19 protein-coding genes and 2 tRNA genes are annotated in these 25,167 nt (G+C 34.2%); 12 read left to right on the top strand and 9 right to left on the bottom strand.

The genetic code is table 11. The features are described 5' to 3' along the window. Window positions 1-151: 151 nt before the first annotated feature. Together AC3E9W_RS14745 and AC3E9W_RS14740 are read right to left on the bottom strand one after the other, a co-directional pair. Window positions 152-964 carry a ferritin-like domain-containing protein gene (locus AC3E9W_RS14745; protein WP_306155921.1) on the bottom strand — a complete coding sequence of 271 codons (813 nt, stop codon included), beginning with the start codon at window positions 962-964 and terminating at the stop codon, window positions 152-154. Window positions 965-989: 25 nt separating this feature from the next. Beyond that, window positions 990-1,739, bottom strand: a complete 750-nt coding sequence (locus AC3E9W_RS14740) for a ferritin-like domain-containing protein (protein ID WP_306155922.1) — start codon at window positions 1,737-1,739, stop codon at window positions 990-992. Between the two features lie 201 nt (window positions 1,740-1,940). On the opposite strand from AC3E9W_RS14740, the gene AC3E9W_RS14735 reads away from it, so the two are divergent. Next, window positions 1,941-2,969, top strand: a complete 1,029-nt coding sequence (locus AC3E9W_RS14735; protein ID WP_488768916.1) for a LacI family DNA-binding transcriptional regulator — start codon at window positions 1,941-1,943, stop codon at window positions 2,967-2,969. A gap of 30 nt (window positions 2,970-2,999) precedes the next feature. On the opposite strand, the gene AC3E9W_RS14730 is transcribed toward AC3E9W_RS14735, so the two are convergent. Next, window positions 3,000-4,007, bottom strand: a complete 1,008-nt coding sequence (locus tag AC3E9W_RS14730; protein ID WP_488768915.1) for a hypothetical protein — start codon at window positions 4,005-4,007, stop codon at window positions 3,000-3,002. A 280-nt stretch (window positions 4,008-4,287) separates the two neighbouring features. Next, window positions 4,288-7,125, bottom strand: coding sequence for a DNA polymerase I (gene polA / locus AC3E9W_RS14725; protein ID WP_488768914.1), 2,838 nt, complete (start codon window positions 7,123-7,125; stop codon window positions 4,288-4,290). A 536-nt stretch (window positions 7,126-7,661) separates the two neighbouring features. On the opposite strand from polA, the gene AC3E9W_RS14720 reads away from it, so the two are divergent. The 6 genes from AC3E9W_RS14720 (at window position 7,662) to AC3E9W_RS14695 (ending at window position 12,136) form a co-directional block, all read left to right on the top strand. Continuing rightward, window positions 7,662-7,874, top strand: coding sequence for a hypothetical protein (locus tag AC3E9W_RS14720; RefSeq protein ID WP_306155927.1), 213 nt, complete (start codon window positions 7,662-7,664; stop codon window positions 7,872-7,874). 186 nt (window positions 7,875-8,060) lie between these two features. Continuing rightward, the gene (locus AC3E9W_RS14715; RefSeq protein WP_488768913.1) at window positions 8,061-8,735 is read left to right on the top strand and encodes a response regulator transcription factor; all 675 of its coding nucleotides are present in this window, start codon (window positions 8,061-8,063) and stop codon (window positions 8,733-8,735) included. A gap of 10 nt (window positions 8,736-8,745) precedes the next feature. Next, window positions 8,746-10,074 carry a sensor histidine kinase gene (locus tag AC3E9W_RS14710; RefSeq protein ID WP_488768912.1) on the top strand — a complete coding sequence of 443 codons (1,329 nt, stop codon included), beginning with the start codon at window positions 8,746-8,748 and terminating at the stop codon, window positions 10,072-10,074. Between the two features lie 106 nt (window positions 10,075-10,180). Then, window positions 10,181-10,366, top strand: coding sequence for a hypothetical protein (locus AC3E9W_RS14705; protein WP_488768911.1), 186 nt, complete (start codon window positions 10,181-10,183; stop codon window positions 10,364-10,366). 158 nt (window positions 10,367-10,524) lie between these two features. Further along, entirely contained in the window at window positions 10,525-11,760 is a 1,236-nt protein-coding gene (locus AC3E9W_RS14700; protein ID WP_488768910.1) for a metallophosphoesterase, read from the top strand. Between the two features lie 73 nt (window positions 11,761-11,833). Then, the gene (locus tag AC3E9W_RS14695) at window positions 11,834-12,136 is read left to right on the top strand and encodes a thioredoxin family protein (protein ID WP_059117840.1); all 303 of its coding nucleotides are present in this window, start codon (window positions 11,834-11,836) and stop codon (window positions 12,134-12,136) included. A gap of 24 nt (window positions 12,137-12,160) precedes the next feature. Here the strand turns inward: AC3E9W_RS14695 and AC3E9W_RS14690 are convergent, their stop codons facing one another. Together AC3E9W_RS14690 and AC3E9W_RS14685 are read right to left on the bottom strand one after the other, a co-directional pair. Next, a complete protein-coding gene (locus tag AC3E9W_RS14690; protein WP_488768909.1) occupies window positions 12,161-12,802 on the bottom strand; it encodes a polysaccharide deacetylase family protein in 642 nt (213 codons plus the stop codon). A gap of 100 nt (window positions 12,803-12,902) precedes the next feature. Then, entirely contained in the window at window positions 12,903-16,184 is a 3,282-nt protein-coding gene (locus tag AC3E9W_RS14685; RefSeq protein WP_488768908.1) for a glycosyltransferase family 117 protein, read from the bottom strand. A gap of 246 nt (window positions 16,185-16,430) precedes the next feature. Between AC3E9W_RS14685 and AC3E9W_RS14680 the strand changes: the two genes are divergently transcribed. Both AC3E9W_RS14680 and AC3E9W_RS14675 read left to right on the top strand, forming a co-directional pair. Continuing rightward, window positions 16,431-16,501: transfer RNA gene (locus tag AC3E9W_RS14680), tRNA-Gln, on the top strand. 108 nt (window positions 16,502-16,609) lie between these two features. Beyond that, window positions 16,610-16,680, top strand: a tRNA-Gln gene (locus AC3E9W_RS14675). A gap of 136 nt (window positions 16,681-16,816) precedes the next feature. On the opposite strand, the gene AC3E9W_RS14670 is transcribed toward AC3E9W_RS14675, so the two are convergent. From AC3E9W_RS14670 to AC3E9W_RS14660, 3 genes are all read right to left on the bottom strand, one after another. Next, window positions 16,817-17,614, bottom strand: a complete 798-nt coding sequence (locus AC3E9W_RS14670; protein ID WP_488768906.1) for a helix-turn-helix domain-containing protein — start codon at window positions 17,612-17,614, stop codon at window positions 16,817-16,819. A gap of 62 nt (window positions 17,615-17,676) precedes the next feature. After that, window positions 17,677-19,098, bottom strand: a complete 1,422-nt coding sequence (locus AC3E9W_RS14665; RefSeq protein WP_488768905.1) for an aldehyde dehydrogenase family protein — start codon at window positions 19,096-19,098, stop codon at window positions 17,677-17,679. A gap of 163 nt (window positions 19,099-19,261) precedes the next feature. Beyond that, window positions 19,262-20,086 carry a universal stress protein gene (locus tag AC3E9W_RS14660; protein WP_488768904.1) on the bottom strand — a complete coding sequence of 275 codons (825 nt, stop codon included), beginning with the start codon at window positions 20,084-20,086 and terminating at the stop codon, window positions 19,262-19,264. A 174-nt stretch (window positions 20,087-20,260) separates the two neighbouring features. Between AC3E9W_RS14660 and rimP the strand changes: the two genes are divergently transcribed. Genes rimP through infB form a run of 3 tightly spaced genes read left to right on the top strand, consistent with a single transcriptional unit; the run spans window position 20,261 to window position 24,930 of the window. After that, window positions 20,261-20,725, top strand: coding sequence for a ribosome assembly cofactor RimP (rimP, locus tag AC3E9W_RS14655; protein WP_488768903.1), 465 nt, complete (start codon window positions 20,261-20,263; stop codon window positions 20,723-20,725). Between the two features lie 19 nt (window positions 20,726-20,744). Next, the gene (gene nusA, locus AC3E9W_RS14650) at window positions 20,745-21,998 is read left to right on the top strand and encodes a transcription termination factor NusA (protein WP_125722262.1); all 1,254 of its coding nucleotides are present in this window, start codon (window positions 20,745-20,747) and stop codon (window positions 21,996-21,998) included. Window positions 21,999-22,056: 58 nt separating this feature from the next. Further along, the gene (gene infB / locus AC3E9W_RS14645; RefSeq protein WP_488768902.1) at window positions 22,057-24,930 is read left to right on the top strand and encodes a translation initiation factor IF-2; all 2,874 of its coding nucleotides are present in this window, start codon (window positions 22,057-22,059) and stop codon (window positions 24,928-24,930) included. Window positions 24,931-25,167: the final 237 nt, after the last annotated feature.

Raw genomic sequence — 25,167 nt, 5'->3', positions numbered from 1 at the left:
GCAAAAGTACAATTAATTATTTTAAAACCAAATACCTTAAAGAATATTTTATTCGCTGAAAATCAGGCATTCAGTTTTTGAAATAAATGGACATAAAAAAAACCGTCTCTTCTGAAGTAAAAAGACGGTTCAATAATACAAAAAAAATGGCTTATACAATAAATATATTGGCAATATCTACCACCTGTTGTGTTGTAAGTGGTTCATCATAAGCTTCTGAGCCTGCCGCAGCGCCAAATGCAGTTGCAGTATTAAAACCTGCCTGCATGGTTACGCCTTCGCCATCGTAAACGGCTTGTGTTGCGGCGGGCATTCCTGCGCCTCTATCAGAATTGGAAATCCAGCCTTTTAAACCTCGAAGTCTTCTCACTTCAGATGCATGGCGTGCTTCAACAGAATGTATCTGTAATGCGGCTTGTAATAAATCGGGTGTGGTGATTAAATTCGCTGCCTGTCCTTTATAGGCTCTTACGCCTGTATCTTCAAAAGCTTGAGCGAGAGCTAAAAATGTAGGATAATCTCCAAAAGGATTAAATGCGCCTCCAACTGTAAAATCAAAAGTAGGTTTTGCAACAAAATTTGGACTCGCTGTTCCACCCAATCCTGCAATTAAAAACTTCACATGATCAGACTCGTGTGCAGCAATCTGTTGAAAAACTTTTAAATCGCGTCCGCCATTTTCGGAAGCTGGAATTACGCCAGAATCTAAAGCCATGGCATAAAACTCGTTTTCAAGATATTCTAATGTTAAAGCAAACTGAAGCGCTCCAATTGGCGTAGCGGGAGTTGCTGTTATGTCTTTAGCGAAAGCTTTATTAGTCAAAGCTGATAGTCCGAAAGGGATTGAAGCCAGCGCTAAATTTTTTCCGATGTTTCCAAACTGAGAAAAACTGTCTCTTCTTGAGCCAGTGCTATTTAATAAATTATCATCAGTAAAGGATTCTATAAATTTTAAAATGTTCATAATTTCTAAGTTTTAGCTGGTTAGATTAAGGTAAGTATTTAGCTGTAAATTTTGTAGTGATAAAACCGGCAGCAATTGGCAGAATTTTAGACGGATCTTTTGCATCATCTAAACCTGTTGACATGTTTACGATATCATCTCCAGCAAAATCTTTAGAATTCGGATTAATTAAACTTCTGATAGCCGCCGCATGTCGCGCTTCTACAGAAACTATTTTTCCTGCTAATAATAAGTAATCAGCTGTTTTGATTAATTTTCCAGCACCGTTATAGGCAGCTACTCCCGTATCTTCTAATGCTTTTGCAGTAGCAAGAACTTCGGTGCGGCTATTAAAATTTAGTGAACCATAATTAAAGGCTAGGGAAGGAAGCAATTGTGAGCTTGGATCTGGAAGTGCTCCAGTCAAAGCAGCTTTAAAGAAATCTCTGTGAACCACTTCGTGATGGTACAAATCGGTTAAGACTTCTCGTTCTAAAGAACTAAAAACAGTATTGAAATTGCTTGCATTTACAACTTTGGTGTAAAAATCAGCTTCCAATTGTTCAAGAGCGTATGCATAAGTAAGAACTCCAAAATCGCCAGAGCCTAAATCAAAAACACCATTTCGAACTCCAGGAAGTGAGGTGTCGCCCATGTTATTATCATCGTTATCATTGTCGCTGCATCCAGCTAAAACCAAACCTGTGGTTACTAATGTTAACCCACTGAGCTTAAGAAAGCTCCTTCTGCTATTCAATGAAGGATCAACTTCATGAATTTTAACTTCGTTTTTCATAATTAAAGGTTTTTTAATAAGGTTAATAACATTGGTCTTAAGTTTATTAACGAAATTTTTAGACATACGGTTTTAAACTTTAACATTTATTATTTTTCTTTTAAAAAAATTTCAGTGATTTGAAGATGAAGTACTTGTTTTTTGTTTTATTTTCGGTAATTCTACTATATTTGTATCAATTACATGAAAAACTATTTTTAAATGAAAGCTAAAGCAACTCTAAAACAAATTGCGAAAGAACTTGGTGTTTCTGTATCGACAGTTTCTAAGGCGTTAAATGACAGCCCAGAAATCAGTGAGCAAACAAAGGTGAAGATTAAGGAGTATGCCAAACTCAAAAATTACAAGCCTAATGTTATTGGTCTAAATTTAAAAAACCGTAAAACCAAAACGATCGGGGTGATTATTCCTAATATTTTAAATTCTTTCTTCGCGAAAGTTTTTAGCGGTATTGAGAAAGTTGCCGACAAAAAGGGGTATAATGTAATTACGTGTATTTCTAATGAATCTTTAGAAAAAGAAGTTCATACACTAGAAATGCTAAGTAACGGAACAATCGACGGTTTCATTCTTTCGGTTTCTGAAGAAGCTCAAAAATTACAGGATTACAATCATTTTTCTGAAATTATAAATGACGGAACTCCAATTGTAATGTTTGACCGAATTGCCGATGAAGTGAAATGTGATAAAGTGGTGGTAGATGATTTTGATTCTGCATTAAATTCAACACAGCATTTAATCGATTTAGGATGCAAAAATATTGCCTTAATCTCTTCTGTAGATAATTTAAGCATCGGAAAATTGAGAGCAGATGGATATTTGAAGGCTTTGAAAGACAATAATATTCCAGTAAACGAAAAAATCATTCTTCGTACCGATTCTGAAGAAGATATGAAAAGCAGAATCGAAGGTATATTGGATCAAAAAGTAGACGGAATTTTCGCTTTGGACGAAAATGATTCGGTTGCTGCGCTAAGAGTAAGTTTGAAAAAAGGCTACAGAGTTCCTGAAGATATTTCAATAATTGGTTTTGCTGATGGAATTTTAGCTTCAAGACGTTTATCGCCAAGTCTGACTACAGTAAGTCAGCATGGTGTTGAAATTGGAGAAGTTGCTGCAAAAAGATTAATCGAAAGATTGGAAGAACCAGAAGGAACAATTTCTGAGTACGAAACAATCGTCATTAAAACGAAATTGAAAGAAAGAGAATCTACGAGAAAGAAAAAATAAACAGAAAACATCCGCCGCGGCGGATGTTTTTTATTTTAACTCATAAGGAAATTTAGGATTTTTGTATTTCTTTAATTTCTCAAACGGAATTATAAAAGATTCTTCACAGGATCTTGCTGCTCTATAAAAGATAGGAGTAAATTCAATTCCTTTTTCTGTATAATTCCAAGATGGAAAATCCCAGTATTCTTCATTGGTGTAATCACAATAATCATCTTCATTTTTTGGCTTTTCAAAATGTTCCTGAGAATTAATTACAGCAAGTAATTTAGGTGCAAAAAAATCAGTTCGGTATTTTGAAAAAGCATCAAAATTATTCTCTTTGTCGCCCGTTACACTTTTGTCAAAAGCCAGAATATCATCAATTTCATATTTTTTTCCGTTGTTTAAATCGATTAAATAACCGCTGCTTCCAAAATCGGGATGCGCGCCTCCGCAGAACCAAGAATCAGAAGTTTGAAAACCTAACAAATTGGTATTTAAATAATTTATTGTTGTGTTGCTTTCTATTCCTTGTCCATTGCTATATTCAAAACTAGAAGAACAGCCAAGCTGACTTAAGGTGTTTTCGATATGAATTTGTTCTAAAATCGGATTAATCAAGGTTTTGCTTTTCTCAGAAAAATTAGTTCCCAATCTAAAGAAATCTGAGACGCAATGCTTTTCAGAATACCAAACAAATTCTTTGTTGTTGTAAAGAGTGGTTTTCTGTTTTTTAAATTCAAGGAATTTATATTTTACCAGATTCAATTTTTCGTCATCAAACTTTATTTTTAGATTTGATTTGTAATTATCAAAATTAACAGGTTCTAAATGAACAGCTAATTTTTTGTCTTTGTCATCGTACCAAAAACCATCAAAATTGTTTCCTGATTTTTTAAGGTAAAATTTTTCAGTAATATTATCTCCAGGTTTAAAGTAGAATGTAAAATTATTGCCGTCACTTACTTTTCCTTCCAGTTTAATATCTTTTAATGAGCTTTGATAAAAGTAAACAATGTTTGGTGTGCTGTCATCTTCATAAATCTCAAACCTCATGAAAATTTTACTTTTTCCTAGAGTTCCCTCAAGATAATAGGCTTTGCTTTGACAAAATGCAATTGTTGAATAAAGTAGAAATAGGTGCAAAAGAAATTTCTTCATTTTACTTTTTTAAATTTAAAAATGGAGTAGTAAATGTAAGAAAAGTGAAATTCTTATAGCTTGAAATGATTTTGTTTTTGCAAATAAAAAAGCCATTCGAATAGAATGGCTTTATATGTTTAGATAGAAATAAGATATTCAAAATCTAAAATCAACAATCTGAAATCTAAAATTGTTAGTGCGCTTCTAGCCAGTCTTTACCTAATCCAAGTTCAACTTCTAGAGGAACCGACATTTTAAATGCATTTTCCATTTCGTGTTTAATCATTGGCTGGATTTTTTCGAGTTCGTCATTGTGAACATCGAACACAAGCTCATCATGCACCTGAAGCAGCATTCTCGATTTCCAGTTTTCGTCGCGAAGTTTTTTATGAATGTTGATCATCGCTATTTTAATCACATCGGCAGCACTTCCCTGAATTGGTGCGTTTACAGCATTTCGTTCAGCGGCACTTCTTACAACGGCATTAGCAGAATTAATATCTTTTAAATAACGGCGACGGCCTAAAATAGTTTGTACATAACCATTTTCGCGTGCAAATTCAACCTGCTCATTAATATAAGAACGTAATCTTGGATATGTTTTATAATAAGCATCGATCAAAGCGGCGCTTTCACTTCTAGAAAGTGAAGTCTGATTGCTCAATCCAAAAGCTGAAACACCATAAATAATTCCGAAGTTTACCGTTTTGGCGTTGCTTCTTTGTTCGCGAGAAACCTCTTCTAAGGCAACATCAAAAACTTTTGCAGCTGTAGCTCTGTGAATGTCTTCTCCGTTTTGGAAAGCGGCAATCATATTTTCTTCACCGCTTAAAGCGGCAATAATTCGCAATTCGATCTGAGAGTAATCGGCAGAGATTAAGGTGTGGTTTTCATCGCGAGCAACAAAGGCTTTACGAATCTGACGCCCTCTCTGAGTACGAATTGGAATATTCTGCAAGTTCGGATTATTAGAACTTAAACGTCCAGTTGCAGCAACAGCCTGCATATAATCGGTATGAACGCGTAAGGTCTTTTTATCAACCTGTTCTGGTAAAGCCAAAATATAAGTGCTTTGCAATTTTACCATTTGACGCCAATCTAAAATATCTTTTACAATTGGGTTGTCATTTGCCAGATAAGTCAAAACTTCCTCGCCAGTTGCATATTGTCCTGTTTTGGTTTTCTTTTGTTTTGCTCCGCCAATTTTAAGTTTGTCAAATAAAATATCTCCTAATTGTTTTGGAGAAGCCAGATTGAAGGTTTCGCCAGCCGTTTCGTAGATTTTCTGTTCCAAAGATTTGATTTCGATATCCATTTCTTTCGACATTTCTTTCAAGAAATCAACATCTAAACGAATACCTTCAGTTTCCATATCAGCCAAAACGCTTACTAACGGAATTTCGATATCATCAAACAACTTTTTAGTTTCGGTTTTGTCTAATTCAGTGGTAAAAATTTCTTTTAATTGTAAAGTAATATCGGCATCTTCGGCAGCATATTCTTTAATATCTTCCAAAGGAACATCACGCATGTTAAGCTGATTTTTTCCTTTTTTGCCAATTAAAGTTTCAATAGATTTTGGAGAATATTTTAAATAGGTTTCTGCCAAAATATCCATATTATGACGCATATCAGGATTGATCAGATAATGTGCGATCATCGTATCAAAAAGTTTTCCTTTTACAGTCACGCCGTAATTAGAAAGGATTTTTAAATCGTATTTTAAATTTTGTCCAATTTTCTCAATATTTTCATTTTCAAAAAACGGAACAAATTTATCAACCAAAGCTTTTGCTTCTTCCTGATTTTCCGGAAACGGAACATAAAATGCTTTTCCTTTTTCGTAAGCAAAAGACATTCCAACCAATTCTGCATGCAGCGCATCAATTCCTGTTGTTTCAGTATCAAAACAAACAGAAGGCTGTTTTTGCAGATTTTGCAAAAGCAATTTAATTCCTAAATCACCTTGAACAGTTTGGTATGAATGTTCTGTGTTTTCTAAAGTATTGTAGAAAGAAGTTCTATGAGTGTCTGTATCTTCATCTGTAGTCGCGCTTCCAAAAAGATCAAACTGGTCTTCGTTTTTGGCTGTCGCTTTTTTAGCTGGTTTAGCATTTGCATCTGGCGCTTCAGTCTGCGCACCCCCCGTTTTAAACAAATTATCAAATTGCTCCGCCATTCTTCTAAACTCTAGTTCTTGAAAAATAGCATCTGTTTTTTCGATATCTGGGCGAGAAAGTTCGTAATCTTCTTCATTAAAAGTAACATCGCAATCGGTGATAATTGCCGCTAATTTTTTAGAAAGAATACCTTTTTCTTTATTGGCTTCAATGTTTTCTTTCATTTTACCTTTTAGCAAATGCGTATTTTCTAAAAGATTTTCCATAGTTCCAAATTCTTTCAGGAACTTTTTAGCCGTAACTTCTCCAACTCCAGGCAATCCGGGAATATTATCTACAGCGTCACCCATCATTCCAAGAAAATCAATTACCTGCTCAGGTCTTTCAATTTCAAATTTTGCCAACACTTCTGGAACGCCCCAAATTTCGATTCCGTTACCCATACGGGCAGGCTTATACATAAAGATATTCTCAGAAACCAATTGAGCAAAATCCTTATCTGGGGTTACCATATAGACTTTGTAGTTTTGCTTTTCTGCTTGTTTGGCAATAGTTCCAATTAAATCATCGGCCTCGCAGCCAGCAAGTTCAATAATTGGAATATGCATCGCTCTTAATAATTCTTGAATGTACGGAACCGCAATTTTAATCGCTTCTGGAGTTTCGTCACGATTGGCTTTATATTCGGTGAACATTTCGGTTCTCGCGTGGCTTCCTTCTTTATCGAAAGCAACGGCCAAATGATCTGGTTTTTCTCTTTTAATAACATCCAAAAGTGAGTTCATAAACCCCATAATTGCAGATGTATCCATTCCTTTTGAGTTGATTCTCGGGTTTTTTATAAAAGCATAATAACCGCGAAAAATTAATGCGTAAGCATCTAGAAGAAAAAGGCGTTTTTGAGTTGACATATTAAAAATATTAGTCTGTAAAAATAATCAATTGGGTTCTCAAAAGTTAAACTAATCAGATTTTTTTTCCACCATATATGTAGAGACGCACCGTAATGCTTCTAAATTTAAACCATATAAGCCATATAAGTTTATTTTTTTAGAGACGCACAGTCGTACGTCTAATTTTTAAATCATATAAGTCATGTCATTTTGTAGAGACACACCGCAGTGCGTCTAAATTGTGAAAACGAATATTTTATTGAACCATATAAGTCATGTAAGTTTATTTTGGATTAGTAGGAATAATTTAATCTCGCAAAGGCGCCAAGTCGCAAAGTTTATTAATTCTCTTTTCGACTTGGCGCCTTTGCGAGAACATTTCATCGTAATAAAAATTAAAATGAACTTACATGACTTATATGGTTCAGAAACACAAAGCGTTAATACCAAGTTAAAATATCTTAAACGTAGGATTTCTTCATTTTTCCTTCATCTTGTAAGGGTAATTTTGATCTGTAAAATAAAAGGTTATTAATTCTTAAATCTTAGAAATCATGAGAAATTTATTAATGTTACTAGTGGCAGTTTTAGGAACAAGTGCAATGGTTCACGCATTTCCTGCAAAAGATGGAAAAGAAGCTCCAGCAAAAGAAGTAAAAGCGACCAAAAATCCTAAACACAAAGCTGATAAAAAAACAAAATCAGTAAAAAGTGAAGCTCCAAAAGCAGCAACTGCAAAACCAGAGACTGCAAAAGTGAAAAAATAAGAGTTGCTCTCGTTTTGTTTTCGGAGCATTGTAAGGAAACAAAACAGGAATAATGATTATGAGAATGCGATTGAAGAAAGCTGATGGAGAAATTTATCAGCTTTTTTTATTCGTTAATTTTTTAATAATGTGCGATTAGACTTTTGATAATTGATTAATTTTAGTTGCGCTTAAAAGCCTTTGTTTATGAATGTTTTAATTGTTGAAGATAATAAAGAACTTGCTGTAGAAGTTTTCGATTTTTTATGCAATGCAGGTTATATTTGTAAAATTGCAAATAACTGTGCCGATGCTCTGGAAGAATTCGGAAGCAATGATTATGATGTTATACTGCTGGATCTTGGTTTGCCTGATGGCGACGGTTTTGAAGTTTTGCAGACCATTCGAAAAACAAAATCAAAAATTGCGGTGATTGTGCTTACTGCCCGCGGAGAATTAGGTGATAGAATTAATGGGCTTCATCTAGGAGCCGATGATTACTTAACGAAACCTTTTGCTTTGACAGAATTGGCGGCGAGAATATTTGCGGTAATTCGCAGGATTCATGGTTTTACTTTAAACAATTTAAGCATTCACGGTTTTTTACTGCAACTTCAGGATTATAAAGTTAGTTTTAATGAAATTCCTTTAAACCTCACTAAAAAAGAATTTGATATTTTTCAATATTTAGTTTTAAATAAAAACCGCGTTATCACAAGATTGCAGCTGACAGAACATATTTGGGGAGATGTTTTGGAGGTAAATTCAGATTCTAATTTTATCGATGTGCATGTTCGTAATCTCCGAAAAAAATTGGACAAGCATACTGCTATAGATTGGTTTGAAACGGTTCGAAATGTAGGATATCGTATAAACGAATAAATCGATTCTTGTGAAAATAAAACATCAATTAGTCATTTTTAATGCTTTGACCAGATTGCTGGTCATTTTGATTTTATGGCTGATGCTTCCTATTTTGGTAGAAAATGTCGTATATCGCCATATTAATACTACGTTACTAGAGAAAAAGAAAAAATTTATTGAACATCTGAATCAAGAGGAAATAAATGATTTTATAGAAAATCCGGACAATTCAACAGGAACTTTTTCTGAGTTTTCAACCCTTCATAGTGAGTTTTTGGTGCTTTCTAGAGTTCTGATAAAACCACGTCAGAAAAAAACAACTTTTAGTAATGAATACCGAAAAATTGAAGGCGAAGAAAACGAATACCGAATTTTGGAGCATCATTTTACTTATGAAGGCGAAGATTATCAGCTTGAAATTGGCAGCAGTTTGAGCGAGGTCAACGATTTAACATTCGTAATCAAACTGTTTATTATTATTGTTTTTGTGGTAATTCTCTTGATTACCTTTTTGGCCGATACTTTTTACATCGAATATCTTTTAAAACCATTTTATAAAATTATCGATACCAAAATCAGGCGTGTCAACGAACCAGATGCATTTGATCACACTCCGATAAAAGCGGTTTCAAGAGATTTTAGAGAGTTAGATTTTGTTTTAAACCAAATGATGGATCGAATTGCTGAAGTTTTTAAAAAAGAAAAACAGTTTATTTCGAATGTTTCACACGAGCTTCTAACGCCAATTGCGCTTCTTAAAAATAAACTTGAAAACTTATTGCAGAATGAATCTCTGGATGATAATGCAATGGATAAAATTGCAGGTTCTTTAAAGACGCTCGATATGCTGAAAAAAATCATTAATAATTTATTGCTGATTTCAAGAATTGATAACAATCAATATGAAGCGAATGAAGAAATCAACCTTCGTGAAATTGTTTCAGATTTGTATGAAGATCTCCAAGATCGTATTGAGGATAGAGAAATTCAGTTTGAAAATAAAATGCAAAACAGTTTTATTTTTATTGGAAACAAAACCTTAATTCATATCCTGATTTATAATCTGGTGACCAACGCTATAAAATATAACAAGCCGAAGGGAAAGATTATGGTCGAAGATGGTTTTGAAGATAATCGTTATTTTATTTCAGTAAAAGACACTGGAATTGGAATGGACGAAACACAATTGGATAAAGTATTCAGCCGTTTTGCCCGAATCAGTTCAGATCAGGAAGGGCAGGGCTTAGGTCTTGCCATTGCAAAAAGTATTGCTTCTTTTCACCATATAGAAATTACGGTAAAATCGGTATTGAATGAAGGAACTTCTTTTAAATTATGGTTTGAAAAACATAATTAAAAGTTAAACTTTCTTGTAAGACTTTTTCTTCATTTTGGCTTAATCTCATGAATGTAATTTTGACTTATAAATAATGAAATAATAGTAATCATAAAATTTAAAAGTCATGAAAAAAGCAGCAATTTTAGCAGTAGCAGTTTTAGGAACATTTGCAATGGTAAACGCGCAAACAACTCCAGCGCCAGCAAAAACTAAAGAAGTAAAAACGGAAAAACACGATAAAAAACACAAAAAAGCAAAAGGAGGTAAAAAAGCAGAAGCTGTAAAACCAGAAGCTGCAACAACAAAATAAATGAGATGTAAATCTTGAATATAAAATAGTTTTAAAGATAGGTAGGTTAAAGCTGAAAGAGCAATCTTTCGGCTTTTTTATTTTTAGAGCGTTAAATTTTTTATAATAAAAAGCAATAGAATTTTCATTCTTTGTTACTTTGTTTAAAACTATATTAAATGATCCTTCGTTTTGTAATTCTATGCGCTCTTTTATTATTTATTGAGTTCTATTCTTATCAGGCTTTTCGAACATTAATCAAAGCACGCTGGGTTTTGGTTGGTTATCAAATTATAAGTTTACTGGCTTTAATCTTCATTATATATTCATTTTCTCAGGTAGATCGGTCTGTTGGTCAGACCAGGCAGTTTATGTTTACGACAGGTTTGATGCTGGTAATATACGTTCCAAAAATTGTACTTACCTTAATAATGTTTGGTGAGGATATTTTTAGAATAGGAGCGAGTATCGTAAATTATTTTGTTTACAATGCGCCACGTAAAGAAATGATGCCAGATCGAAGAAAGTTTGTTAGCCAGATCGCTTTAGGATTGGCGGCAATTCCGTTTCTTTCTATTATTTACGGAATTTTTGAAGGGAAATATAATTTCAAAGTCATCAAACAAACCGTATTTTTTCCAGATCTTCCAGATGCTTTCGATGGTTTTAAAATCACGCAGATTTCTGATGTTCATAGCGGAAGTTTCGATAATCCAGAAAAGATTAATTACGCAATCGATCTTATTAATGAACAGGAATCGGATTTGATTTTGTTTACTGGAGATATTGTAAATACGCATGCGAAAGAAATGCATCCTTGGCTGGAAACTTTTAATCGTATCAAGAATTACAAATATGGTAAGTTTTCGGTTTTAGGAAATCATGATTATGGTGAATATGTAACATGGCCTTCTGAAAAGGATAAAAATGAAAACTTTCAGGAAATAAAAAGATTATACGATCAAATTGGTTTTAAGCTTTTGCTGAATGAACATACTTATATTCAAAAAGGCGATGATAAAATCGCTTTAATTGGGGTAGAAAACTGGGGTGTGAATTTTAAGAAAGCTGGCGATCTGAACAAAGCTTCTGAAAATGTGCGCCAAGACGATTTTAAAATTTTAATGAGCCATGATCCGAGTCATTGGGAGGCCGAAATTAAAGACCATCCAAAGAATTTTCATCTGACATTTGCAGGCCATACGCATGGTATGCAGTTCGGAATCGAAATTCCAGGATATTTTAAATGGAGTTTGGCGCAGTACATTTACAAACAATGGGCGGGATTGTACGAAAACGTCGGAAGATACGTTTATGTTAACCGTGGGTTTGGTTTTCACGCTTATCCAGGACGAGTTGGAATTATGCCGGAAATAACAGTTATTGAACTAAAAAAAGGCCGTAATGTCGCTTAATTCGTTAAAAATGCTACATTTGTATAATATATATTTCTTTTAAGAGATTTAAAAAACTTAAATTTTTGGTTTTATGTCAAAATTTGGAGAATTAATAAATGCTCAAGTTCCAGTGTTAATTGACTTTTACACAGATTGGAATGAATCTTCGGTATCTATGCATCCTGTTATTAAGGACGTAGCTGCTGCGCTTGGCGATAAAGCCAAAGTAATCAAAATTGATGTAGATAAAAATCAGGAACTAGCTGAAGCACTTCGTATTAAAGGACTTCCAACTTTAATGATTTATAAAGAAGGGCAAATGATCTGGAGGCAATCTGGAGAGCTTGATGCCAATACTATAATCGGGATTGTTCAGGAACAATTCAGCGTCTAAATAACTTCTTTTTATTGATGTTATTTAGTGAATAATGTCAAACTTATATCCGTTTTCTTTTAAAAAATGCAGTGTTCGAGGCAAGGCAAATCTTAAATTTGGAGAAGCCTTTATACTGTCATGAAAAACAATTACACTTCCTGATTTTACATTTTTTGTCACGTTTTCAAGACATTTTTCAGGAGTAATGCTTTGATCAAAATCTGCACTTAAAACATCCCACATTACAATTTTATAGCCTAAACTTCTAAGAATCTTAGACTGCGCTTTTTTGATTTTTCCGTAAGGAGGGCGGAATAATAAACAGCGAGGCACTTTTTCTTGTTCGTCTAAAATTGCGGCACAGTTTTTTACATTTTCAACATATTCATTCGTATGGCTTTTCCATCCATTTACATGGTTCATGGTATGGTTTCCAATAGAATGTCCGTCGGTGATTAACTTTTCAAATAAAGCCAAGTTTGCTTTGATATTTTTTCCAATACAGAAAAAAGTAGCTTTTGCATCAAATTTTTTTAATTCAGATAAAACCCAGTCTGTGATTTCTGGAGTTGGGCCATCGTCAAAAGTGAGGTATATTTTCTTTTCGTTGTTAGGAATGTCCCAGCAATATTTAGAAAACACCTTTTTGATAAATGCATTAGTTTTTACCCAATAAAAGCTCATTTTGAATTAAAATTATATTGTACGTATAAAATTAAAAAATGCAGCGCTATTTATCAAACAGTGCTGCATTTTTTTAATCAGTAAGATTTTCGTATATTATTTATTCTTTTTCACGTCCAAAACGCTCAAAAATATTTACATAAGTATTGAATGTAGTTTTGTGCTTGTTGTAAAAAGCAGTGTCTTTATTTTCATCCATTACATGTAGCAAACTTCTATAGCGCTCGATATCTGTAATAATATCCATTGCCAAATCGGTCTGATCTGAAGGCGTTAAAGTTTTATAATAATCCAAATTCTCTCTATATTTCTGAACCAGTTTATTTAAAAGATCCTGGGCTTTAGCTTTTTCGCCAACTTTATAATAACCGTCACCAAAACCTTCAACTAACGAATAATATCCAAATTTATCCAAAGGCATTTTAGTCATTGCTAAATTTATTACGTTTTTAGCTTTGTCAATTTTACCTTCAGCAATAAGCTGATTCATTAATCTAGAAAGATTCGTACGGTACGTAATGCTGTTTCTTCTCGTTTCTGGGTCGTGGTAGATTTTTTCGCTTTCGCTGTTACCCCAATCCCATTTCATTACGATATCATACATTTTATCGGCATCAATTTGTCCCATATCTAATGGTCCACCGTCTTTAGAAGGAGCATTTTTTACAGGAACCAGTTTGTAAACCATTCCGTCTAACTGCAGATAATCTTTTAACCATAAATAATCTTCATCATCAAAAGCACCGCCACTAAAATAAATTGGTCGTTTCCAATTGTTATTTGCCAAGATATCAAGCATCATTAAACGGTTTTTGTATAATGCACTTCCTTTAATATCAATATCTAAATAAGGAACAATAGAATCGTAATATTTAGGATTAACTACTTTATTTTTGATAATAAGATCCTTGTCTACATTTACTCTAATCTTGTTTGTTGGATAGAAATGGATAGTTTGTCCGTTTTGTAATCCAACAGTCGATTTAGGGTTTTTGATGAAATCGATAAAATCTTTAATATTCCAACGAGTATCAATTTTTTGAATATAAGCCGTGTAATCTAAGTTATCTCCCACATACTGGCTGTGATTGAAAGAAATTGGCAACGGATTAGATTCATAAGATTTCGCTTTCATTTGATCGATGTACCAGTCTGTCATAAACAAACTCGTATTTACAATCTTCACATCGGTTCTAAAATGCTCAATTTCCTGCGCGTACCAAAGAGGGAAGGTGTCATTATCTCCAATGGTGAATAAAATAGCGTCTTTATCGCAAGAACTTAAATACGCTTTAGCCATTGCAACTGCTGTATATTTTCCAGATCTGTCGTGATCATCCCAGTTTTGAGCAGCCATTAAAACAGGCGCTGCCAATAAACTTCCTGCAATAAGTACCGGTCCAGCAATTTTAGGAGCTAGGTATTTCTGGAGACTTTCGTAAAGTGAATAAACACCAAATCCGATCCAGATGGCAAAGACGTAGAAGGAACCTACAAGCGCGTAGTCTCTTTCACGAGGTTCAAAAGGTCTTTCGTTCAAATATATTTTTAATGCAATTCCGGTAAATAAAAACAAAGCTAAAAGAACATAAAAACTTTTTAAGTCTTTATTAGCATGGTACATTATACCGATTAACCCTAGAATAAACGGAATAAAATAATAAGCATTACGTCCTTTGTTGTTTAAAACATCAGAAGGCAAATTGTCTTGAGAGCCTAAATGAACAGAATCTAAAGGTTTGATACCACTAATCCAGTTTCCGTCCAGATTGTCATATTTGCCTTGAATGTCATTCTGGCGTCCAACAAAGTTCCACATTAAATATCTCCAATACATGTATCCGAATTGATATTCAAACATAAAACTAAAGTTGTCTCCTGTAGAAGGTTTTTCGATAAGAAGATATTCACCATAGCTTCTTAAGAATTTTACATAACCTTCGTTGTCAATCTGTTTTTGAGCATAAGCTCTTCTGAATTCAGAAACAGTTTTTTCAACTTCATTGCGCAATTGTGCTGTAGCTTTGTTGTATTCATCTTCAGTCAATTGGCTTGCGTCGATTCCGTATTTTGCCAAATCTTCCTCATAATTGTAATTAGGATTGATTCGGAACTTCGGAGGATTGGTAAAGTTGATATAGTTTTGAATGTGAGCTGTTTCTGTGCTCCACATTCTAGGCAGAATCGCTTTCTGGTTGTCATCAGAATTTTGTTCTGCATTTTTATAATTATTGGTAATAATGTATTTACCAGTTTTATAATCTCTTTCGTAGTTAGGTTTTTTGTCTAAATAAGGAGTTTTAGCATCAAGACCAGCAAAAAGTTCCGTGTATTGAGGTCCGTAAAACAAAGGATTCACACCATATTGTTCACGATTATAGTAAGCCAAAACCTCAGTTGCATCTGATGGTTTATTTTCGTTAATAACTGTATTCGCGTTTGCACGAACAGGAAGCATTAACCAAGTTGAGAAACCAATCAGGATAAATAAAATACACAATATAATAGTGTTGTAGAATATTAAACCTTTTTGCTTCGTGTATTTTAATCCGAAATAGAAAAACGCAATAAATAATAAAGCTACAAAGATAGTTCCTGAATTAAATGGAAGTCCCATGCTGTTTACCATGAAGATTTCGGTTTTTCCGAAAAATGCCATAGTAAGAGGAAGAAGCAATTTAAAAATGAACAATAAAATTCCAATAACTACAATGTTAGCAATAATGAAATTTTTGATTGTAACTTTTTCGTAATGTTTGAAATAGTATAAAAATCCGATAGAAGGAATAGTTAAAAGAGCCATGAAGTGAACTCCAAACGAAAGACCAATAACCAAAGAAATGATTAATAACCATTTGTTTCCTTTTGGTTGGTCCATGTCTTGTTCCCAGCGCAAACCAAGCCAGAAAAGCAAAGCAATTAATAAAGAAGCCATTGCATAAACTTCGGCCTCTACTGCGTTGAACCAAAAACTATCGGAAAAAGTATAAGCTAAAGCCCCTACAAATGAGCTTCCTAAAATAACAATTGAATTGTTTTGATCAATTTCTGCAAAACGACCTACAATCTTTTTCAAAATCATAGACGACGACCAGAACATAAATAATATGGTAAATGCACTAGAAAAAACAGACATCATGTTAACCATCAGAGCTACATGCTGAGCATCTATGGCAAACATGGCAAAAAATGCACCCATCATCTGGAAAAGCGGAGCTCCCGGCGGGTGTCCTACTTCAAGTTTGGCTGCGGTAGCAATATATTCTCCGCAATCCCAAAAGCTCATTGTAGGTTCAACAGTTAATGTATAAGTTATTAAAGCGATTGCAAATGCAAACCAACCAATAATTGTATTCCATTTATTGAAATTGAATTGTGCCATATTTAGGTATTAAAAATTTGAATGTTTTTCTATCCTACAAAGAAAATGTTTTTTTACTTAAAGAAACGACCATTAACATAAAATTCTACAAAACTATCTTTTAAAACTAATATGTTGTCTATGAGGAGTTTTTAATGCTGAAGCTGATTTTAACGTGAAAAAAATCAAAAAAAAATATTTTTTTTGCTCAAAAAGTTTGCACAAACTAAATAAAGACTTAAATTTGCACTCGCTTAACAGCACTGCTGGTCTATGGTGTAATGGTAACACTACGGTTTTTGGTGCCGTCTTTCTAGGTTCGAGTCCTAGTAGACCAACAGAAAAGCCTCTCAGAAATGAGAGGCTTTTTTTATTTAAAAAAGTTTCCTTTAAAATTTGCATAAATTAAATAAAGTTTTAATTTTGCACCCGCTTAACCGCACTGCTGGTCTATGGTGTAATGGTAACACTACGGTTTTTGGTGCCGTCTTTCTAGGTTCGAGTCCTAGTAGACCAACACAAAGCCTCTCAGAAATGAGAGGCTTTTTTTATGCAACAAAGTTTTTTAAAATTCGAATATTTAAATTCCAAATTCCAAGGCTTTGCAGATTGGAATTTGGAATTTCTTTTTTGAAATTTTTTATAGTTGAGATTTATAAGGAAGAAGGAACGATTCCGAATTTCTTTTTAAAGGCAAAAGAAAAATGAGAAAGATCTTCAAAACCGACACCTATATATACTTCTGACGGTGTGTTTCCTTGACTGATTAAATAATAAGCTTCTTGGAGCCTTTTGTTTAAGAGCCATTTTCCAGGCGTTTGCTGAAATACTTTTTGAAAATCTCTTTTAAATGTTGCTAAACTTCTTCCAGTCAGATAGGCAAATCGATGCATTTGAACATTAAAATGGAAGTTTTTGTTCATAAAGGCTTCTAAATCAATTTTGCCAGGTTCGTTAAAATCAAATAAAATGTCTTTTAATTCTGGATTTACTTTTAATAAAAGATGAACCGCTTCTTTGATTTTTAAATGGAACAAAGCTTCGTTGTTTTCTTCTTCGATTTCAAGGTAAGACAACAGCGATTCCATAAAAGATTTGTAGAGCGGGTTGGGAGCTAGCGCAAACATAGCATCTGAATCTAATTTTTTGTCTGACTTTAAATTGTGTTCTTTGCTGATTTCTCTTAAAATGTCCTGATCTAGAAAAAGGGAAATCGTTTTGAATTCGCCTCCTTCTGGTGGAATTTTAGTAAACTTTGCTAAATGATTTCGCCTGCTGAAACGAAATTCTCCCGGTTTTATGTGAAAAGTGTTTTTGCTATCTGAAGCAATCATTTCTCCAGAAATCTGATAGCTGAAAACGTGCTCAGGTATAAAGTGTTCGCCTTCGCGACTGCGTGAATAATAACACGAGTAGAGAATTTTCGGCTTTGTGCTTGGTTTGGTGCTCATATTGTAAAAATACTAAAAGATCTGGAAATCTTTACGCTTAAAGATTTCCAGATATAGGAAGGTTATTTTTGTTGAATTAATGCTCTTGGTTCTAGATAAGCCTCTAGTCCTAAAATTCCAAATTCACGTCCGATTCCAGATTGTTTGAATCCGCCAAATGGAGCCATTGGGTCGTGGCTGATTCCGTTTACCTGAACGCGGCCAGCATTAAGTTGTGAAGCGACGCGGTGTGCTCTTTCTGAATTTGATGAGCTTACGTAAGCTTGTAATCCGTACGTGGTGTCGTTGGCAATTTCGATTGCTTCTTCTTCTGTTTTGTATGTAATAACAGATAAAACAGGTCCGAATATTTCTTCTTTTGCAATACGCATTTGATTATTGGCATGGATAAAGACAGTTGGCTTAACAAAATTTCCGTTTTCTAATCCTTCTGGTTTTCCTAATCCGCCAGTTAATATTTCTGCTCCTTCGTTAATTCCGGCCTGAATATAATCCTGAACACGGTTGTATTGTTTTGTGCTCACCATTGGGCCTACATTAGTGTTTGGGTTTTTAGGATTGTCTACAATAAGTTTTGAAACGGTTTCATTAATGAAAAGTTTTGCTTCATTTAGCTTGTTTTCTGGAATTAACAATCTGCTTCCAGCAATGCAAGCTTGTCCGTTATTCATAAAAGCGGCGCTTATGGCAAGCGGAATGGCTTTTGAGAAATTGGCATCGTCTAGAATAATATTAGGGGATTTTCCGCCAAGTTCAAGCGTAACTCGTTTCATGGTGTTAACGGCTTCTTTTGCAATGATTTTTCCAACATTGGTAGATCCTGTAAAAGATATTTTAGCAATATCTGGATTTCTGCTTATTTCTGCACCCACGATTTCTCCCAGTCCGTTTACGATATTGACAACTCCTTTTGGAAGATTTGCTTCGTGAAGACATTCAAGGATTAATTCTGTCTGTTGAGCACTCATTTCGCTAGGTTTGATTACGGTTGTGCATCCTGCTGCAATTGCTGTAGATAATTTGCTGCAGATATAGCCATTGCTGGAATTCCACGGAATAATAATTCCGACAACACCAATTGGTGTCATTTGAACTTCAGAATCTCCCATTGTTTTAGTGAAATTGTATGAATTAAGTAGGCTGATGGCAGAATCAAAACTTTTTAGCATATACTCATAACTTACACTGGCAAATTGAAAAGTACCTCCATATTCTTCTATCATTACATTAATAAAATCGTATTTTCTTTTTTCGACAGCAGATTTAATGTTTTTGAGGTATTGGATTCTTTCTGAAACTGTTGTTTTTGAAAAAGTTTTAAAAGCGTTTTTAGCGGCTTCTATCGCTCTTTGGGTGTCTTCTGCGTTGCCTAAAAGAACTTTTCCTAATTTTTCGTTTGTTGTTGGGCTAATAAGGTCAAAGTATTCTGTTCCTTGTGGAGTAATAAATTCTCCATTAACGTAAATTTTGTCTATTGTTTTCATTTTGTTGTTTTTTAATGAATTTCTATTTGACAAATTTCCGTATTAAATGGACTGGCAACTTTGTTGTAAAGCTCAACTAAGCTTTGTTGAAAAGCTCATTTTTTTTGTTTGGATAAAAAAAGCTTCTCGTTTGAGAAGCTTTAAAGTTTTTTGAATAATATATTTAAATCTTTAAGGTTATAACAGGTTTAACGGCGTGATTCACTAGACCTTCGCTGATGCTTCCGTTAAAGAAATGGGCAAAGCCAGTTCTTCCGTGCGTGCACATTCCGATGATGTCAGCATTTATTTTGTTCGAGAAATTAATAATTCCTTTTTCAATATTGGTATCATTGTAAATTTGAGTAGTGTAATTCTCAATATCGAATTCGGCTATAAAATCACTCATTGTTTTTTCGCTTACATGAGTTGGTTTAAAGCTGTTTGGTGTGCAAATAGTGACTAAATGTAATTTTGAATCAAATGATTTGGTGAAATTTAAAAGTTTTTCAAATGGTTTTTTGGCTTCTTCTGAAAAATCAGATGCGAATACAATATCAAATGGTTTAAAATCGGCAATGTTCTTTTTGATAACTAAAACAGGAATTTCGGAGTTTCGAACTACTTTTTCAGTATTAGAGCCTATTAATAATTCTTCAACGCCAGAAGAACCGTGCGATCCCATAACAATTAAATCGACATCATAATCTTTGCTTATTTGAGTGATTCCATGAATAGGCTTGTCCATTTTTACAATTTCAGTAACAGGAATTCCTTCAAGATATTCTCTAGAGGCAACTTCATCAAGCGTTTCATTTGCTTTTTTCATAAAAAGCATCGCTTCAGGAATGCTGGCTCCGCCCATTATGGCATCATTGGACTGGTGCGGCAATTCGAGCATGTGCAGAAGAATGAGTTCAGAATTGTTCTTTTTTGCAATTTGTGCGGCAACTTTTAAAGCATCTTCTGCGTGTTCTGAGAAGTCTGTAGGTACTAAAATTCGTTTCATGATTTGAGGGTTAAAAATGATGAATAATTCTGTGTTTTAATGCTATTATAAAGATAAGAAATTATTTTAGAGCAATCAATTTATTTGATTTATAAAAAAAACACTATATTTGCACTGTTATTTATTAAAATCTAAATAATGAGGGGACTAAGTGTCCCCTCTTTTTATAAAATTATGACATTCAAAGAAAAAGTAAACGGATTAATTACAGAAGCTCTTCTGGGAAAACCATCAATCTTTTTGGTTGATCTGGCTGTTTCGGATTCTTTTAAAATTAGTGTTGGTTTAGACGGAGATAATGGAGTGGCGCTGCAAGACTGCATAGACATTAGTCGTGCAATCGAGAATAATCTGGATCGTGAAGAACAAGATTTTTCGCTTGAAGTAGCATCGGTTGGAGTAGGGACACCTCTAAAAATGGTTAGACAATACAAAAAAAATGTTGGTAGGACGTTGATTGTTACCACAAATACAGAAAAAATTGAAGCAGAATTGGTAGAAGCTAATGATGTTTTTATAATTTTGTCTTGGAAAGCAAGAGAACCGAAAAAAGTAGGAAAAGGAAAAGAAACAGTTCAAAAAGAGCAACAAATACCTTATACAGAAATTAAAGAGGCAGTTGTTACGGTAACATTTTAATTTTAATTAAAAAATTCGCATGGAAAATTTAGCATTAATCGATTCATTCTCAGAGTTTAAAGATAATAAACTTATTGATCGTGTAACGCTTATGGCAATTTTAGAGGACGTATTTAGAAATGCATTAAAGAAAAAATACGGTTCAGATGAAAATTTCGATATCATTATAAATCCTGACAAAGGAGATATGGAAATTTGGAGAAGAAGAGTAATTGTTGCCGATGAAGATCTTGATTTTGAAAATGAGGAAATTACATTGACTGAAGCAAGAAAAATTGAAGCGGATTTTGAAATTGGAGAAGAAGTTTCTGAAGAAGTAAAATTGATTGATTTAGGAAGAAGAGCTATCTTAGCGCTTCGTCAGAATCTAATATCTAAAATTCACGAACACGATAATACAAATCTTTACAAACAATTTAAAGATATTATCGGTGATATTTATACAGCAGAAGTGCACCACGTGCGTCCAAGAGTAGTAATCTTGGTTGATGATGAAGGAAATGAAATTGTGCTTCCAAAAGAAAAACAAATCCCGTCAGATTTCTTCCGTAAAGGAGATAATGTACGCGGTATCATTGAAAGCGTAGAATTAAAAGGGAATAAACCTCAAATTATTATGTCTAGAACTTCAGAAAAGTTCTTAGAAAAATTATTTGAACAAGAAATTCCAGAAGTTTTCGACGGATTAATTACAGTTAAAAATGTAGTTCGTATTCCTGGAGAAAAAGCAAAAGTAGCGGTTGATTCTTATGATGATAGAATTGATCCAGTTGGAGCTTGCGTTGGAATGAAAGGTTCTCGTATTCACGGAATTGTTCGTGAGCTTGGAAATGAAAATATTGATGTAATCAATTATACAAACAATATTCAATTATTTATTACAAGAGCATTAAGCCCTGCAAAAGTTTCTTCTATCAAAATTGATGAAGAAAGCAAAAGAGCTGAAGTTTTCTTGAAATTAGAAGAGGTTTCTAAAGCAATTGGTAGAGGTGGTCATAACATTAAATTAGCAGGTCAGCTAACAGGTTATGAATTAGATGTTATCCGAGAAGGAGACGTTGCCGGAACTGTTGCAGATGAAGACGATGTTGAATTAACAGAGTTCTCTGATGAAATCGAAGAGTGGGTAATTGAAGAGTTTGCAAAAATAGGTTTGGATACTGCAAAAAGTATCTTGAAACATGACGTAGAAGATTTAGTAAGAAGAACAGACTTAGAAGAGGAAACGATTCTAGATGTTATGAAGATACTAAAAGAAGAGTTTGATAGTTAAGCGATAGCTTGAGTCTGCTCTAACAACACAACGAAAAAGGTAATAATAAAAAGGTTATATGTCTGAAGAGAGAGTAATAAGAATAAACAAGGTTTTAAGGGAATTAAATATTTCGTTAGAAAGAGCTGTAGATTATCTAAAAGATAAGGGGATTGCTATTGATGCAAATCCAAATGCTAAAATTTCTGATAGTGAATTTAATATCCTTCAAAGCCAATTTGCGGGCGATAAGGGGAACAAGGAGGCTTCTAAAGAAGTTGGAGAAGAGAAAAGAAAAGAAAAAGAGGCATTACGTGTAGAGCGTGAGAAAGAAATTGAAGACAAACGCAGACAAGATGAGGAGCGTCAAAAACAGCAAGAAATAATCAAAGCGAGAGCTGTTGTTTCTGGACCTGTACAAGTTGGTAAAATTGACTTGAATCCAAAAAAACCTGCGATTACTCCTTCTGAGGAAACAGCTAAGGTTGAAGAACCTAAAGCTGTTGCTGCTTCTGTGCAGCCAGAAAAACCTGTTCAAAATGAAACGGTAAAATCTGAACCAGTTGTTTCAACTCCTGTTTCTGAAACAAAAAAAGAAGAACCTATTATTACGGAGAAAAAAGAAGTTAAAGCAGAATCTAAAGTTGCTCAGGAGCCAATCGTGTCTACTGATCCAACAACTTCAGAGGAAACTATTACAACTCAATATCAAAAGCTTACAGGAACAACTCTTACGGGACAGACAATTGATTTATCTCAATTTAACAAGCCTAAGAAAAAGAAAGAAGATCCAAAAGCGGCTCAGAATAAGCCTGGAACTCCTGGGGTTGGTAATAATAACAACGCAAATAAAAATAAGCGTAAAAGAATTGGTCCTAAGCCAGGTGTGCCTGGTGCGCCAAAACCTGCTACGGGTAATGCGCCTGGAACGCCAAATCAAAATAAGCCAGCTCAAAACAATAATGGAGGAGGATTTAATGCTAACAGAAGTCAGAGACCTGGTTTTGTAAAAGGAAACCGTCCTGCAATTGTAGCTAAAGTTGAGCCAACTGAAGAAGAAGTAAAAAACCAAATTAGAGAAACTCTTGAAAAACTTCAAGGTAAAGGAGGGAAATCTAAAGCGGCTAAATATAGAAGAGACAAAAGAGAAACGCACCGTCAGAAATCTGATGATGAGCAAAGAGCTCTTGACGAAGGAAGTAAAACTATTAAGGTTACTGAATTTGTTACAGTAGGTGAAATTGCTATCATGATGGATGTGCCGATTACTAAAGTAATTGGAACTTGTATGTCTCTTGGAATCATGGTAACCATGAATCAGCGTTTAGATGCTGAAACATTAACTATTGTAGCCGATGAGTTTGGTTACGATGTTGAATTTATTACAGTAGATATCGAAGAAGCAATTGAAGTTGTTGAAGATAGAGAAGAAGATTTAGTAACTAGAGCGCCAATTGTTACCGTAATGGGTCACGTTGACCACGGTAAAACATCTTTACTGGATTATATTCGTAAAGAAAATGTTATCGCTGGTGAGTCTGGAGGTATTACACAGCACATTGGGGCGTATGGAGTTACTTTAGATAACGGGCAAAAAATTGCATTCTTAGATACTCCGGGTCACGAGGCGTTTACCGCGATGCGTGCACGTGGAGCTCAAGTTACCGATATCGCAATTATTGTGGTAGCGGCGGATGATGATATCATGCCACAGACAAAAGAGGCAATTTCTCACGCACAAGCGGCAGGAGTTCCGATTATTTTCGCAATCAATAAAATTGATAAACCAAACGCAAATGTTGATAAAATCAAAGAACGTTTGGCTGGTATGAATTTACTTGTTGAAGATTGGGGTGGAAAAATTCAGTCACATGATATTTCTGCAAAAGTGGGAACAGGTGTAAAAGAATTGCTTGAAAAAGTTTTATTAGAAGCTGAAATCTTAGATTTAAAAGCAAATCCAAATAAAGCAGCGCAGGGAACTGTTGTTGAGGCTTTTCTAGATAAAGGAAAAGGTTATGTTTCTACAATTTTAGTACAGCAAGGTACTTTGAAAATTGGAGATTACATGTTAGCAGGTAAGCATCATGGAAAAGTGAAAGCGATGCATGATGAAAGAGGACATATTGTTCTTCAAGCTGGCCCTTCGACACCAGTATCTGTTTTAGGTTTAGACGGAGCTGCTACTGCGGGAGATAAGTTCAATGTATTTGAAGATGAAAAAGAAGCAAAACAAATTGCATCTAAACGTTCTCAATTAATGCGTGAGCAATCTGTACGTACACAAAGACATATTACACTTGATGAAATTGGACGTCGTATTGCACTTGGTCAGTTTAAAGAATTAAATGTAATCCTTAAAGGAGACGTGGATGGTTCTGTTGAAGCATTATCTGATTCGTTCTCTAAACTTTCTACAGAAGAAGTTCAAATCAATATCATTCATAAAGGAGTTGGTGCAATTACAGAAACTGACGTTAACTTGGCTTCTGCATCAGATGCAATCATTATCGGATTTAACGTTCGTCCGGCTGGAAATGCTAGACAGCTTGCTGATAAAGAAGAGATCGATATCCGTTACTATTCTATCATCTATGCTGCTATCGATGACTTGAAAGATGCGATGGAAGGAATGCTTGCTCCTGAGATGAAAGAAGAAATTTTAGGAACAGCTGAAATTCGTGAGATTTTCAAAATTTCTAAAGTGGGTTCTATTGCAGGATGTATGGTAACTGATGGTAAAATCCTTAGAACTTCTAAAATTAGAGTTATTAGAGATGGAGTTGTGGTTCATACTGGTGAGTTAGTGGCGCTGAAACGTTTCAAAGATGACGTAAAAGAAGTAACTAAAGGTTATGATTGCGGTATTCAGATAAAAGGATTTAATGATATCGAAATTAGCGATGTTATTGAAGCTTACCATGAAGTAGCAATCAAAAAGAAATTGAAATAATATTCAGTTATATATTCAAAAGTCCCAATGAAAATTGGGACTTTTTTTGTTCTGTGTGTTTTGAAATGTAAAACAAATTTGTTGCAATTTATAATATGAAACGTATTATTAAAAAACGGGTAGGTTTTGATTTGTGAATTATTTATTCCTTTGCTCAAATTTTTTGATGGTGACTAGGATTTGATGCTTTGGTTTATTTGGCGGAAATCCTATGGTTTAATTGTGATTTTTGAGAAG

The organism is Flavobacterium sp. 38, from assembly GCF_057799715.1.
This window is presented reverse-complemented; position numbering and strand designations above follow the sequence as displayed.